Below are 13,432 nucleotides of genomic sequence, written 5' to 3'. Positions count from 1 at the left end.
CACGGCCGGCGCCTCCTGGTGCTGAATCTGGCCCCCATGCTGGGCGAGGTCATCCGCCTGATCGGCTGGGACCGGACGCCCGGTTTGATCCTCGACTCGGAGGCTGTCCCCGCATGAGCACCATCACCGCCCAACCCGCCGACACGGCGTCCGAGTTGATCCATCAGGCACTGATATACGACACCGACCAGGCCTTCCTCTCCGCCACCACCGCGTTCTGCCTGGACGGCCTGGCGCGCGACGACAAGGTCCTGGCGGTCACCACCGATGCCAACATCGAACTGCTGAGGGCCGCCCTGGGCGACGCGGCGGGCCGGGTGGAGTTCGTCGCCGCGCGGGAGTGGTACGAGGCGCCGGGCCGGACCCTGGCCGCCTACAACTCCTACGTCAACACCCACTCGCCCGCCCACCGGCGGATCCGCATCATCGGCGAGCCGGTCTGGCACGGCCTCGGCGAGCGGCAGGAGGCGGAGTGGACACGCTACGAGTCGATGCTCAACGTCGCCTTCGCCGGCAGCCCGGCCTGGATCGTCTGCCCCTACGACGCGCGGACGCTACCCGGGCGTATCGTCGCCGACGCCCGTCGCACCCACCCGAACCTGCTGGTCGGGCTCCACCCTCGGGTGAGCCACGACTACAGCGATCCGGCGGCCTTCACCCACCCCGCCGACCACCACCCCCTGCCGCCGCCGCCCGCCGGGACCGAGGTGACGACCATCCGATTCGACGCCGACCTGTTCCGGATGCGACGGCTGGTCGCCGCGCGGGCTGCCACGTTCGGCCTGTCGGGTGAGCGGGCCGAACGATTCCTGCTCGCCGTCAACGAGGTCGCCACCAACGCCGTCGAGCACGGCGGCGGGCACGGCGAGATACGGCTGTGGGCCGACGGCCCGGCCATCGGCTGCGACATCGTCGACCCCGGGCGTATGGAAACGCCGTTTCCCGGCTACCTGCCGCCCGATCCCACCGTCCTCGGCGGTCACGGCCTGTGGGTGGTCCGCCAGGTCTGCGACCTGCTGGAGATCCGCACCGGCCGGCCCGGCACCCACTTCCGTCTTCACCTGTCCCGCGCCTGACCGCGGCTCCGGACACCGTCGGACCGCGCCGCGAAGCCGCCCCACCGCGAGAGCCGTCCGTACGACCGCGTCACCGGCGGTCACCGGGGACGGCGGGCGAGATACACCAGGGCGGGTGGCAGGTTGCGCCATACCGTCCTGCTGAGCAGGACCTCCTCGAACGTCGTACGGAGGTCACGGAGGTGCTCCCGCGCGGGGGGCGCCCATCGTGTCCAGCGGTAGGCGAACTGGGTGAACACCCCGTCGGCGGACAGCGAGCCCGCCACCAGCGGCAGCAACCGCACGCCCCGCACCGGCCGGAACGCGACCCAGGGCAGCCCGCTGACCACCACGTCGGCGGACAGACCGCGCTCGGCCATCAACCGGGGCAGATCGGCCGCGTCGGCGTGCACGACCTCGACCTCGGGGAAGCGGCGGTCAAGGAGCCCGGCGAGGCGCGGGTTGAGCTCGACGGCCAGATGACGGCCCCTGCCACCCAGACGATCCTGGATGACCTGGGTGAACGCCCCGGTGCCCGGCCCCAGCTCCACGACCATCGGTTCTCCGCGCTCGGGGATCGGCACGACCATCTGCGCGGCGAGCCATCGCGAGCTCGGGGCGACCGTGGCCGTCAGCAGCGGGGATCGCAGGAACTCGCGGAGCAGGGAGGTCTCGCCGGAAACGTCGGCGACGTCGGCGACAGGGCTGGTCGGTCTCACCGTGCGTGCTCCAGGGTCGTGGCTTCCCGTTCTCGCCCGCTCATGTTTCCAGCGGCTCGCCCACCGTCGTCACGCGGCCGGGATGAACAGTGGGGGACATCTCCCGACGTCCCCTCCCGGTCGGCGCGCCCCTCTCGATCAGCGCCCCCTCCCGATCGGCGCGCCCTCTGGATCGGCGTCCCGGAATCAGGGGCCCGGCGCGAGTCAGCGCATCAGGTCGGGCCTGTTGGTGATGATGCCGTCCACCCCGTAGGAGATCATGCGGCGCATGACCCCCGGGTCGTCCACGGTCCAGGTCAGGACCTCCATGCGGTGGCGGTGGACACTCCGGACGTACTCCGGGGTGAGACCGCCGTACGGCGGGTTGATCTGGCTGGCGAATCTCGCCAGTTCCGGGAGCTCGGCGGTCGTCGGCGTGCCGATCAGGCCGATCGGGATCCTGGGCATGATCCGGTGGAACGTGCGCATCGAGCCCCAGTCGAACGACTGCACGACGAGCCTGCCGGGCGTCAGCCACGAGGGGTGACGCCGCAGCTCGTCGGCGACGCGGGCCTCGACGCCCGGGTAGAGCCGCGGCGCCTTGACCTCCAGCAGCAGGCCGATCCCGCGCCCGTCCATCGCGCGCAGCGTCTCTCCGAGCGTGGGCACCGGTTCGCCCTCGTACTTCGAGGCGAACCACGAGCCCGCGTCCAGCCTGCGGATCTCCGCGAGCGTGAGGTCGCCGACCCTCCAGGGGGCCCGGCCGGGGAAGACCCTCTCGACGTCGGTGGTACGGGTCAGCGTCGTGTCGTGCATCAGGACCAGCTCGTGGTCCTTCGTCTCCTGGACGTCGAGCTCGAACATGTCGGCGCGTTGCGCGTCCGCCAGCTCGAAGGCGGCGACGGTGTTCTCCGGCGCGTACGCGGACGCCCCGCGGTGGGCGACGCCGATGGGCGCCGCGGACGCCCCGCGGTGGGCGACGCCGATGGGCGCCGCGGGCGCCGCGGCGGCGGCCGGGAAGACGACTGCCGCCAGAATCGTCAGCGTGGTCGTGACAGTGAGGCCAAGCCTTCGGAACATGGGTCTCCTCGGTGCGAAGAGCGTCCTACGATCCGAACTTGACAGCGTCACATGACATCGAGTTGATGAAGGAGTGGCTCACCGATGCCGGGGAGATGAGCAGTCGGCCCGGCTCGGGCACCGCGTTCCTCATGTCGCGGCGGGGAAGTCACGTCCGGTGGCGCGGGCCGTGAGAACGCGAGGCCGGAATCGCGCCCGCCCCCGGCCCGCGACGGGGCCGGGGGCGGGATTCTCCTCGTCAAGGGGTTCTCCCTGCCGGAGGATTTCCTGGTCAGGGGTTCGGCGGACGCCACATCGGGAACATCGGCGGGCCGCCGGGCATGAACATCGGGCCGCCGAGGTCCCGGTAGCCGTGGCGCAGATAGAGCTTGCGGCTGCGGGTGCTGCTGGCCTCCAGATACGCCGACGTCCCCGCCTCGTCGAGCCCGCGGTGGTGCTCCTCAAGCAGCCGGGTCCCCGTTTTCCGCCCCTGCCATCCGGGGAGCACGGCGAGGAACGACAGGTAGTGGTGCGGGTCGTGGGGGTGGCGCTTCTCCATCTCCTCGCCCATCTGCCCGATGCGCTCCGCGTGGGGACCGGCGAACGCCTCCACGCGGGCGTCCCGGTCGGGAATCTCGGGAAGCGGCTCGACGCCCTTGTGGAACCACACGGCCACGGCGGACATGTCGGCCGTCGCGTAGACCTCGCCGTGGATGAGGGCGCTCTCAGTGATCATGGAGAAGAAGTGGGGCATCACCCGGCGGCGGTCGTCGTCCGGCGGGATCATCCAGGCCGAGATCTCCTGCTCGTGGAAGGAGGTGGCGATGATCGCGCCGATGGTCTCGGCGGCTCCGGGGGCGTTCTGGATGCGAATGATCTCGGTCATTCGTTCCCTCCCACGGCCGCCTGGGCGCCCAGCCCGATGTTGGCGTACACCTTCGGCCGGTTGGCCCGTAGGGCGAGTCCCCACATGACGCCGAAGCCCGCGGCGACGAAGTAGACGGCGGGCATGATCCAGCGAAGCGGGGAGTCGGGGGCCACGCCGAGCACGATGTCGAAGTTGGCCATGACGAGCACGATGACGACGACCAGCAGGACCGAGGAGATGCCCGGGGCGATCCGGGTCCGCCAAGCGTTCTCCTCGTGGGGGTTCTTGCCGAAGAAGACCAGCACGGAGAGCGAGGTGGCCGCCAGCATCAGGAGCAGTCCCAGGCCGCCGAACGATCCGACGGTGAAGAACAGCTGGACGACCGGGTCCAGGCCGAAGAACGCGTATATGACGATCGTGACCAGCCCGATGACGCTCTGCGCCACCGAGCCGTTGACCGGGGCGCCGGTCCGGGGGGAGGTGCGGCCGAAGACCGCGGGAAGGACCCTTTCCCTGCCGAGGGCGAAGACGTAGCGGGAGATCGTGTTGTGGAAGGCGATCAGCGCGGCGAAGAGGCTCGTCACGAAGAGGAGGGAGCCGATGGTGGCGATGGTCGCCCCCAGATACTGCCCGGCCAGGTTGAAGAGCAGGGTCGGGCCCTGCTCCCGCGAGGTCGCGACGATCTTGTCCGAGCCGATCGGCACGGTCATCGCCCAGGACGACAGGGCGTAGAGCCCGGAGATGACGGCGAGCGCGACGTAGGTCGCGATCGGCACCGTGCGCCTCGGGTCCTTGGTCTCCTCGGAGAACACCACCGACGACTCGAAGCCCGCGAAGGACGCGATGCAGATCGCGATCACCGCGCCCAGCCCGGGGCCGAAGAGGTTCGCCGGGGCGAAGACGTCGAGGCTGTAACCCGAGGTCGCCGGGTTGATCAGGTCGGCGATGTCGAACACGACCACGACGGCTATCTCCGTCAGCAGCAGGACCGACAGGACCTTCCCGTTCACGTCGACCCGCATGAGGCCGAGCACCCCGGTCAGCAGCCAGGCGACCAGCCCGATGACCCACCAGGGCGGGGAGCTGCCGAACCAGTCGGCGATCAGCGGCTCGCCCGCCGAACCGATCATGCCGTACAGACCCACCTGGAGCGCGTTGTAGGCGAGCAACGCGACCCACGCGGTCGCCACACCCACCGGCCGGCCGAGCCCTTTCGCGGTGTACGCGTAGAACGCCCCGGCGTTAACGACGTGTCGGGCCATCGTCACGTACCCGACGGCGAACAGGCCCAGGATGGCTCCGAGCAGGATGAAGGCCAGCGGCACGCCGGTCACGCCGGTCGCGGCGTAGGCGGCGGTCACCGAGCCCCCGATGACGGTCAGCGGTGCCGCCGCCGAGATGACGAAGAACACCACCGACGGCACACCTAGGCGGTCCTGGGCGAGCGCCGCGGAGACGGCGCTGGCCCTTCGTTCTGTCACGGGCATTGGGGGGTCCTTGAAGTGAGGGGGGCGGGTTCACCGGCGGCTGATGACGGAGTCACCTACGGCAGCCTCGGTCTGGGCGATCAGTTCCTGGAGCGGCGCCGGAAGGGTGGCGATCGCGTCGGAGAGATACCTCGGGTTCTGCTCCCACAGGACGAGCTGGTTGCCACCGGTCGCGACGAGCAGCCCCAGCAGGACGCGGTCCTGGACGTTGAGCGGCTCACGGCGCTGGATGGCCAGGTTGACGCGTCCGGCGGGCCACGCCGCGACGTTCACGTCGACCGGCACCCGCCTCCGCGACGGGCGTCTGCCGGGCGGGCGCAGCAGGCCGTCGGCGGTCATCCGGGCCGCCACGTCGGCGAGTGCCGTACGGGCGAGAAAATGCAGCCAGGTCCGGAAGCGATGCGAGGGTTCGGTGACGATGTGGTCCAGGGCCGTCCGGGTGAGCGCGTCCGCGGGCGGCGCCGCGTCGAGGGCGACGAGCCGTATCTGTCCCGCCGCCAATCCCACGGTTATCCGCCCGGTGAGCATCAGTTCCCCCAGGACGGCGGCGGCCAGCCCCAGACCGGTCAGGCGGGCGTGAAGCCTCATCCGGCCGGTCGCGTTGTCATGCATGACAAAGAACAGGTCGTTGGCCAATCGGGTTCCTGAAAGATCAACTCCAACCACGAACGGCGATCGTATAGCTAAATCATTAAATTTGTCATTACGCGAACAAAGTTCTGGCGTCAGGCATGGATCGGCCATACGAAAATCGAAGAAACGGACAGATAGCCAACGACCTGGAGCTATGCCGAGAGGCTTCTCGAAAACTCTGACGAATCCAAGAATTTACATATTTTTGGCCAGCGGCGGGCGAGCGCCGGGAAGCGGCCCGAGGAGGATCTTCAGAGTTGGAACAACCCCGGTCAGGCGACCTTCCAAAGCGCGGACCCGTGAATCCCCGTGAATCTCCACGGGACTTTAATACGGGCATTTTTGGCAGTTTGGGACTGGCATAATACCGCGACGACTTCCCCCTTCCCCACCGGAGTGGTAGCGGAAGGGGGAAGGCCTCGTCGTTTCAGACGGCCCGGACGGGCCGGCGGAGCATGGTCCGCGTCCTCTCCGGATCGGTCTCCCGCACATCGGGCAGATAGATCTCGCGGTGCGGGCCGTCGGTGAAGGTGACGAGCCCCGTGTCTCGCATCCGCGCGTCCAGCCGGGCGAGGGTCCTGGGCTCCTCCGCGTACGGCCCGCGACGCAGGCCCTCGGTGAAGGTGACGAGCCGCACGCGGGCGGGACCGAACTCGACCGCCTCGGGATCGCCCGCGGCCGAGTACCGGTTCATTCCAGGTCCTCCAGTTTGATCATCAGATGTGTCACCAGCCGGTCCTGTGGCGTGGTGGCGGGGTTGGAGACGTAGACCTCGCGCAGCGGGCCGCGGGGCGTGTGCCCGCGCTCGCCCACCCAGGCGAGCAGCGCGTGCGTCGTGAGAGGGATCTGGTCGTACGCCCCGACGTGGGTCGCCGACGCGTACGGGCCACCCGGCAGGACGTCCGGAGAGGTCCCCGGGACGTCCTCGGACGTCTCCAGCGCGACGGCCACGGCCACCTCGTCCGCCATGTCGAGGGGGAACAGGCCGACCAGCAGCCCGTCCGGCGCGCCCGCCGCCGCGAGCAGCCGGGCCACGCACGCCGAGGTGACGAGGCCGATCCGCTCCTGCGGCGCGGTGTCCCGCACGACGGCCACCCTCCGGGCGGGCTCGCGGACGACGGTCACCTCCGGCCGGGGCAGGCCACCGGACAGGATGCGTTCGAGCGTGGCGAAATTGCGCTCGCGGCGCGCCAGGTCGGCCTCCATGCGGTCGCGTACGCCGCCGAGCACGCCCTCCTCGCCGGACAACACCCGCCCGATCGAGGGAAGGGGCACGTCGAGGGAGCGCAGCAGGCCGATCAGCATCGCGGCGCGTGCCTGGTCGGGCCGGTAGTAGCGGTAGCCGGTGTCCGGATCGACGTGGGCCGGGGTCAGCAGGCCCAGCTCGTCGTAGTGGCGCAGCTGCTTGACGCTGAGCCGGCACAGCCGTGCGAACCGCCCGATCGGCAGGTGTCCCTCGTTCACGTCATCAGCATGGACGATCCCGCGGCGGGAGAGTCCGTCCAGGCCGTCGCCGTCGCGTGACAGCGGGCGTGGCCGGGACCCGCGTCACGGGTCCCGGCCACGCCGGAGCTCTTCCTCGATCGGGCCGTCGTCACCTCACGGTCAGCGGCGGCACCGGCTGTCTCGTACGGCTTCGGAGATCGTCAGTTCGAAGACTTTCAGGGTAGAGACTTTCAGGGTGGAGACCGTCAGGTTGGAGACCGTCAGCAGCCCCGGGCGGCGAAGGCCAGGAACTGGGTGACCTCGTTGCTGTCGAAGTTGTCGTCGGAGCCGACCACCAGCGTGCACTCGCCGTTGCGCAGGCGCGGCCCCCAGGCGAGGCTCTCCAAGTTCTGCGCCGGCGTCCGCACCGTGCTGAGATCCGAGACGAGCCGCTTGGTGACCGGGCGGTATGGGCGGGCGGCGGACAGGCTGTCGCGGGCCAGCACGTTCGTGGCACCGCGCAGGTCGATCTCGTACAGCTTGGCCCTGTAGTTGACGCCCTCGATCCAGGAGCGCTCAAGGGCGAGGTAGCGGTTGTCGTCGATCGCCAGGATCTCCGAGACCCCGCTGTCGGACTTGCCGTTCGCCGGGATCGGCGCCGCCGGGAGCTTGTCGATCGGGTAGGCGTACTGCCCGCGCGGCCGGCCGTCGCGATCCCACACGGTGATGCGGGCCGTGGCGCCCTGGTCGACGGTCGGCGGCGCGCCGTCCTCGTACCTCGGGCCCTCCGTGACGGCCGCGATGGTCCGCTCCGTGGAGGTCAGCCCCTCGAACCCGAAGTTGCGCCGGGGGCCGTTGGTGGTGGCGGTCATCTTCAGGTTGCGGGGGATCGCCAGCTCGCCGAGATAGCGGCCCTCGGTGCCGCTCCAGCGGACGGACAGGTCGGACACCGGGATGTTGGGATTCGCCGTGTCGGGCCGGTCGCCCTCGTTGGCCCACAGCAGCCTGCGGCTCCACCGGTCGTAGCGGATCGTCTCGGGATCGGCGGACCTGGGCCGTCCGTAGGCCGGGTAGGAGCTCCCGCCGGGACGCCGCAGGGTGGTGACGCCGGTGAGGTTCACCCCGGTGAACGCTCCGGTGGCCGGGTTGATGTCGAGGCGGCCGGTGTAGAAGCGGGCCGGGTTGTATCGCCACCGGTCGTCGGAGATGAAGTACCAGGTGCCGGTGCGCGGGTCACGGTCGATACCGGAGAGGCCGCCGACGGTGGTTCCCCGGAATCGCATCTTGTGCGGCAGGCGCTGCTCGCCGAGGAAGCGGGTGATCCGGAGCCCCTGCGGCGGAGCCGCGACCGCCGCCGAGGACTGTGCGGCCCCCGCCGAGGGCTGCGCGACCGCCGTCGACGCCTGCGCCCCGGCGGCCCCGAGGCTGACCGCCGTCGCGAGCGCGGCCGCTAGTGCCGTGATTCTTCGCGAATTGGTCATATGATTCTCCTCTTCCCAGAAATGATCCCGAAAGAACTGGCTGGAATATGAGACCGCGGATTGCGGAAAATTTCCACGAGAATCAACACTTCAATGCCCATTGGCCGCTCATTGACAGGGCGGAACAAGCCATTTGTCACGCATTTTCCGTCACTACGTCGACAACCGGGGCAAGGCGCTTCAAAGCATGCGGGCACGGACGCCGAGGACGGCACCGTACGAGCAGCTCGCGCCCCGGATTCCCGTACGCGTACGCATCCGGGAATCCGAGAGCGTCCGCGACGCCGCGCCCCGGGCGGATCCGGACGGACGGCATGCGTCATCACGACAACAACGCGTGTCATTTCCTGGAAACGTGAATCACACCGGATTGGATGGCGATCCGCCTTTCATGACACGAAAAAGTCATCGTGCCGCGCGAAAGCCGATTCCGGGGTTTATCTCTCGATCGCGGTAACGCGTACGCGAATGCAATGCGCCGAGGGTCGGGCTGTCCCGTTGGTGCTCTTGTCCTGGTTCGCGAGCGTAAGGGGGCAGGGCGTGATCGGGTGGCGGTCGGCCGGATAGCCAGCCGGTGGGTCGGGGGCCGGCTGAGGCCCGAATCGCCGAGTCACCGAGCCGCCGAGCCGGTGGGTGAGTCGGCGATCACGGGGATCGTACATCCGCTCCGGAGTGGCCTCCGGCGTGAGGGGTACGCTCGATGGGACGCCGACAACTCCGCCGGGTCTACTCCATATGGACATCTGGACGGCGAAACATGGCGGATACCGAGCCCACGTGCGAGCTGCACCTGCGGATCGTCGGGCAGCCCCATGACCTGATGCTGCGCCTGCACGGACACGAACCCACCGAGGACGAGGTCGCGGGCTGGATGCGGGACGGGGCGGTGATCAGGCTCAAGGTCACCGAAACGGCCGGACGGACACCTCACACCATGCTGGTGAATTTCAGCAGCGTGGTTTTTGCCTGGCTCTGTCCCTACCAGTCCGGCAGAGGGGTGAATCTATGAAATCAAGGGAGGCCCGAAGACGGGTGCGCGCCGGATCCGGTGACCCGTGAAGGTGACCCCGCCGAACGTCGCTCCCGACGCGGCCGCGGCCGCGGCTCCGCTCGACGTGACTCCGGACGCGGCTCCGGACGCGACCCCGAAGGTGCCCCCGCTGAAGGTGGCCCTGCTGGGACCGGTCGCCTGGCGTACGCCGCCGCGCCACTACGGGCCGTGGGAGCAGGTCACCAGCCTGCTCGCCGAGGGGCTGGCCGCCAGGGGCGTCGACGTGACGCTCTTCGCCACCCTCGACTCGATCACCTCGGGGACGCTCGACGGGGTCTGCCCCACCGGCTACGCCGAGGATCCGTCCCTCGACGGGCGGGTCTGGGAGGCGATGCACGTCGCGCACGCGCTGGGGCGTTCCGCCGAGTTCGACCTCGTCCACAGCCACCTCGACTGGCTGCCCCTGGCCTTCGCGGGTCACTGCCGCGCTCCGCTGCTCACCACGGTTCACGGGTTCTCCGGGGCGGGGATCCTGCCCGCCTACGCCCGTGCCCGGTCCGCCTACGTCTCCATCTCCGACGCCGACCGCTCCCCCGAGCTCGACTACGTCGCCACGGTCCATCACGGCATCGACCTCGGCCTCCTGCCCTTCGACCCCCGTGGCGGCCGTGGGCTGGTCGTCTTCGGCCGGGTCCATCCCGACAAGGGGACGCACACGGCGATCGAGATCGCGCGGCGGGCCGGGCTGCCGCTGACCATCTGCGGAATCGTCCAGGACCGGCGGTATTTCGAGGAGCGGGTCGCCCCGCACGTCGACGGCGAGCGGGTCGTGTTTCTCGGCTCGGTCGGGCCCGAGCGGCGTGCCGAGATCCTCGGCGGAAGCGCGGCCCTGCTGCACCCCATCGCGTTCGACGAGCCCTTCGGCCTGTCGGTGGTCGAGTCGATGGCCTGCGGCACCCCCGTCGTCGCCTACCGGCGCGGGTCGATGCCGGAGGTCGTGGATCCGGGCGTGACGGGCTTTCTGGTGGACACCGTCGAGGAGGCGGTCTCCGCGGTTTCGCGCGTCGGCGCGATCGACCGGGCGGGTTGCCGCGACCAGGCCGAACGCAGATTCGGCGTGGACAGAATGGTGACCAACTATTTACGCATCTACGGCGACATAGTGGACCGAGTGTAATCGCCTGATACTGTCAGGGTGACGTAGCCCCCGCGATCCTTGCGGGGTCGCGGCAGCCGGGCCCCGATGAGGACGGCCCCCGGCGCCAGGCTTCGGCTCCATCCGTCACCGCGCTGACCGATGGGCGTCTTCACCGAGTAAGGCCCGCATCCGTGATCCGGAGCGGCCGATGACCGGAAGGCATGGCATTGGCCTGTACATATGGATTTCTCAGCACCCATCCGCCCACGCAGTGCGGGCTGGCGACCTTCAACTCCGCCCTGGCCGCCCACCTCACCGGGGGCGGTACCCGCGGCGGGATCGTCCGCGTCACCACGGACGCCGACGACGAACGCCCCGTGCCCGGGGTCGTGCACACCTGGGCACCCGGCGGGCACGAGAGCTGGAAGGCGGCGACCTCCGCCCTGGAGCGGTTCGACGTCGCGGTGGTCCAGCACGAGTACGGCATCTACCCCGGCACGGACGGCCAGGACGTCCTGCCGCTGCTGCGGCATCTCACCGTGCCCAGCATCGTGGTCCTGCACACCGTGCTGACCCGGCCGACCCCCCGGCAGCGACAACTGCTCGAACAGATCGCGGACGCCGCCGGCGCGGTGGTCACCATGACCGGAACCGCCCGCGACCGGCTGCTCACCGGCTATCACGTCACCTCGGACAAGGTGTCCGTCATCCCGCACGGGGCCGCCGACCACATGCGCGTCCCGGCCCGGCGCCACCCGCGGCCGCACCTGCTCACCTGGGGGCTGATCGGCCCCGGCAAGGGCATCGAGTGGGCGTTGCAGGCGCTCGCCCTGCTGGAGGACCTGTCTCCCTCGCCCACCTACACGATCGCGGGCAAGACCCACCCCAAGGTGCTCGAGCAGCACGGGGAGGCCTACCGCACCCGGTTGCAGCGGATGGGCGTGCGGCTCGGCGTGTCCGCCTCCGTGCGGTACGACCCGGTCTACCGTGACCAGGCCTCGCTGATCCGGCTGATCCGCTCGGCCGACGTGGTCGTGCTGCCGTACGACTCGCACGAGCAGGTCACCTCCGGTGTGCTGATCGAGGCGGTGGCCGCCGGAGTACCGGTCGTCGCCACGTCCTTCCCGCACGCCGTGGAACTGCTCACCGGCGGGCCCGGCCTGCTCGTACCCCACGAGGATCCCGCGGCGCTCGCCGCGGCCGTACGCCGGATCCTCACAGAGCCCGGCCTGGCCGAGGACCTCAGGAACCGTACCCACGCCCTGGTCCCGACCCTGCTGTGGCCCGCCGTGGCGGCGCGCTACGAGGAGCTCGCCCGGGGTCTCCTCTCCGGACGCCCGGCAGCCGTGGCGGCGGCCCTGTCGTGACCTCCGCAGCCCCCATGCCCCCCGCGGTCTCCCTCGCCATGCCCGGCTTCAGGCACCTGGCACGGCTGAGCGACGACACCGGCCTGTTCGAGCACGCCAGGCACGCCGTCGTCCGCCGCCAGCACGGCTACTGCACCGACGACGTCGCCCGCGGGCTCGTCGTCACCAGCCGCGAACCGGCGCCGTCCCCCCAGGTACGGCGGCTCGCGGAGTGCTATCTGGCCTTCCTCACGCACGCGCAGGACGGCTCCGGCGCGTTCCACAACCGGCTCTCCCACGACCGGCGCTGGACCGACGAGCCCGGCCTCGGCGACTGGTGGGGGCGGGCGCTGTGGGGCCTGGGCACCGCGGCCGCCCGCAACCCCGCTCCGTGGATCCGCGACGAGGCCCTGATCTCCTTCACCGTCGGAGCCACCGGGCGGTCCCCGCATCCGCGCGCCATGGCGTTCGCCGGGCTCGGCGCGGCGGAGGTCCTGCGCGTCCTGCCGGGCAACGCCCCTGCCGCGGCCCTGCTCGCGGACGCCGCCCTCGCGGTCGGCGTCCCCCCGGCCGATCCCGGCTGGCCGTGGCCGCAGCCTGAGCTGACGTACGCCAACGCCGCCCTCGCCGAGGTGCTCATCGCGGCGGGTCACCTCGGCGGCGACGGCTCGATGCTCGCCGACGGCCTGCGGATGCTGGCCTGGCTCCGCGACATCCAGACCAGGGACGGGCGGCTGTCGGTCGTACCCGTCGCCGGCTGGCGGCGGCACGGGCCGCGGGACCGCTACGACCAGCAGCCGATCGAGGTCGCCGCGCTCGCCGACGCCTGCGCCACGGCGGGTGCCGTCACCGGCGACCCCGCCTGGCAGGCGGACGTGTGGCGGGCGTCGGCGTGGTTCCAGGGCGCCAACGACCGGGGGACGGCGATGTGGGACATCGCGACCGGAGGGGGCTACGACGGCCTGACCCTGTACGGGCCCAACCTGAACCAGGGCGCGGAGTCGACCATCGCGCTGATCTCCACCCTGCAGCACGCCGAGCGCCTGGCGAGCGAACGGAGTGAGGCCCTCTGAGGGCATCCCGCCCTGGTCACGAGACCGGTGGGGATGATGTCATGGGTCTCATGACGGGATATGGCGCGACCCCCACCAGGCGTCGCGTCCCGGCCACGCTTCCCGAAGGCCCCCGCGACCCGGCCGGGCCTCCGGGCCCTCGCGTCCCGGCCGCGCCTCCCGGAGCAACCCGCGTCCC

General features: G+C 70.6%; 14 protein-coding genes. 6 read left to right on the top strand and 8 right to left on the bottom strand.

What is annotated here, in order from left to right:
- The first annotated feature begins 113 nt into the window (after positions 1 to 113).
- On the top strand, positions 114 to 1,076 hold the full coding sequence (locus tag ACSDR0_RS36375) for an anti-sigma factor RsbA family regulatory protein (protein WP_435293487.1): 963 nt from the start codon (positions 114 to 116) through the stop codon (positions 1,074 to 1,076).
- 80 nt (positions 1,077 to 1,156) lie between these two features.
- Here the strand turns inward: ACSDR0_RS36375 and ACSDR0_RS36370 are convergent, their stop codons facing one another.
- Positions 1,157 to 1,774 carry a class I SAM-dependent methyltransferase gene (locus ACSDR0_RS36370; RefSeq protein ID WP_435293486.1) on the bottom strand — a complete coding sequence of 206 codons (618 nt, stop codon included), beginning with the start codon at positions 1,772 to 1,774 and terminating at the stop codon, positions 1,157 to 1,159.
- A 204-nt stretch (positions 1,775 to 1,978) separates the two neighbouring features.
- A complete protein-coding gene (locus tag ACSDR0_RS36365) occupies positions 1,979 to 2,833 on the bottom strand; it encodes a glycerophosphodiester phosphodiesterase (RefSeq protein WP_435293485.1) in 855 nt (284 codons plus the stop codon).
- A gap of 38 nt (positions 2,834 to 2,871) precedes the next feature.
- Here ACSDR0_RS36365 and ACSDR0_RS36360 point away from each other — a divergent pair, with 38 nt between their 5' ends.
- Complete coding sequence (locus ACSDR0_RS36360) at positions 2,872 to 3,006, top strand: hypothetical protein (protein ID WP_435293484.1); 135 nt, start codon at positions 2,872 to 2,874, stop codon at positions 3,004 to 3,006.
- Positions 3,007 to 3,104: 98 nt separating this feature from the next.
- Here the strand turns inward: ACSDR0_RS36360 and ACSDR0_RS36355 are convergent, their stop codons facing one another.
- From ACSDR0_RS36355 to ACSDR0_RS36330, 6 genes are all read right to left on the bottom strand, one after another.
- The gene (locus tag ACSDR0_RS36355) at positions 3,105 to 3,698 is read right to left on the bottom strand and encodes a GNAT family N-acetyltransferase (RefSeq protein ID WP_435293483.1); all 594 of its coding nucleotides are present in this window, start codon (positions 3,696 to 3,698) and stop codon (positions 3,105 to 3,107) included.
- Entirely contained in the window at positions 3,695 to 5,167 is a 1,473-nt protein-coding gene (locus ACSDR0_RS36350; RefSeq protein ID WP_435293482.1) for an APC family permease, read from the bottom strand. The genes ACSDR0_RS36355 and ACSDR0_RS36350 overlap by 4 nt, the downstream gene beginning before the upstream one ends.
- Positions 5,168 to 5,197: 30 nt before the next feature.
- Positions 5,198 to 5,911, bottom strand: coding sequence for a GOLPH3/VPS74 family protein (locus tag ACSDR0_RS36345; RefSeq protein ID WP_435293481.1), 714 nt, complete (start codon positions 5,909 to 5,911; stop codon positions 5,198 to 5,200).
- 316 nt (positions 5,912 to 6,227) lie between these two features.
- Positions 6,228 to 6,494, bottom strand: a complete 267-nt coding sequence (locus ACSDR0_RS36340; RefSeq protein ID WP_435293480.1) for a hypothetical protein — start codon at positions 6,492 to 6,494, stop codon at positions 6,228 to 6,230.
- Positions 6,491 to 7,264: a MerR family transcriptional regulator gene (locus ACSDR0_RS36335; protein WP_435293479.1), complete on the bottom strand. Its 774-nt coding sequence runs from the start codon at positions 7,262 to 7,264 to the stop codon at positions 6,491 to 6,493. Before ACSDR0_RS36335 ends, ACSDR0_RS36340 begins: the two co-directional genes overlap by 4 nt.
- Before the next feature lie 242 nt (positions 7,265 to 7,506).
- Positions 7,507 to 8,706 (bottom strand): esterase-like activity of phytase family protein, encoded by a 1,200-nt coding sequence (locus tag ACSDR0_RS36330; protein WP_435293478.1) that lies wholly within the window; start codon positions 8,704 to 8,706, stop codon positions 7,507 to 7,509.
- Positions 8,707 to 9,463: 757 nt separating this feature from the next.
- Between ACSDR0_RS36330 and ACSDR0_RS36325 the strand changes: the two genes are divergently transcribed.
- From ACSDR0_RS36325 to ACSDR0_RS36310, 4 genes are all read left to right on the top strand, one after another.
- Positions 9,464 to 9,715, top strand: coding sequence for a hypothetical protein (locus tag ACSDR0_RS36325; protein ID WP_435293477.1), 252 nt, complete (start codon positions 9,464 to 9,466; stop codon positions 9,713 to 9,715).
- 46 nt (positions 9,716 to 9,761) lie between these two features.
- On the top strand, positions 9,762 to 10,874 hold the full coding sequence (locus tag ACSDR0_RS36320) for a glycosyltransferase family 4 protein (protein WP_435293476.1): 1,113 nt from the start codon (positions 9,762 to 9,764) through the stop codon (positions 10,872 to 10,874).
- 182 nt (positions 10,875 to 11,056) lie between these two features.
- Positions 11,057 to 12,202 (top strand): glycosyltransferase, encoded by a 1,146-nt coding sequence (locus ACSDR0_RS36315; protein WP_435293475.1) that lies wholly within the window; start codon positions 11,057 to 11,059, stop codon positions 12,200 to 12,202.
- Positions 12,199 to 13,254, top strand: coding sequence for a glycosyltransferase (locus ACSDR0_RS36310; protein WP_435293474.1), 1,056 nt, complete (start codon positions 12,199 to 12,201; stop codon positions 13,252 to 13,254). The genes ACSDR0_RS36315 and ACSDR0_RS36310 overlap by 4 nt, the downstream gene beginning before the upstream one ends.
- Positions 13,255 to 13,432: the final 178 nt, after the last annotated feature.

The organism is Streptosporangium sp. G11, from assembly GCF_051192615.1.
Taxonomy (GTDB): Bacteria; Actinomycetota; Actinomycetes; order Streptosporangiales; family Streptosporangiaceae; genus Streptosporangium.
Note: the sequence above shows the minus strand (reverse complement) of the source record. Positions and strands in the feature narration are given on the sequence as shown.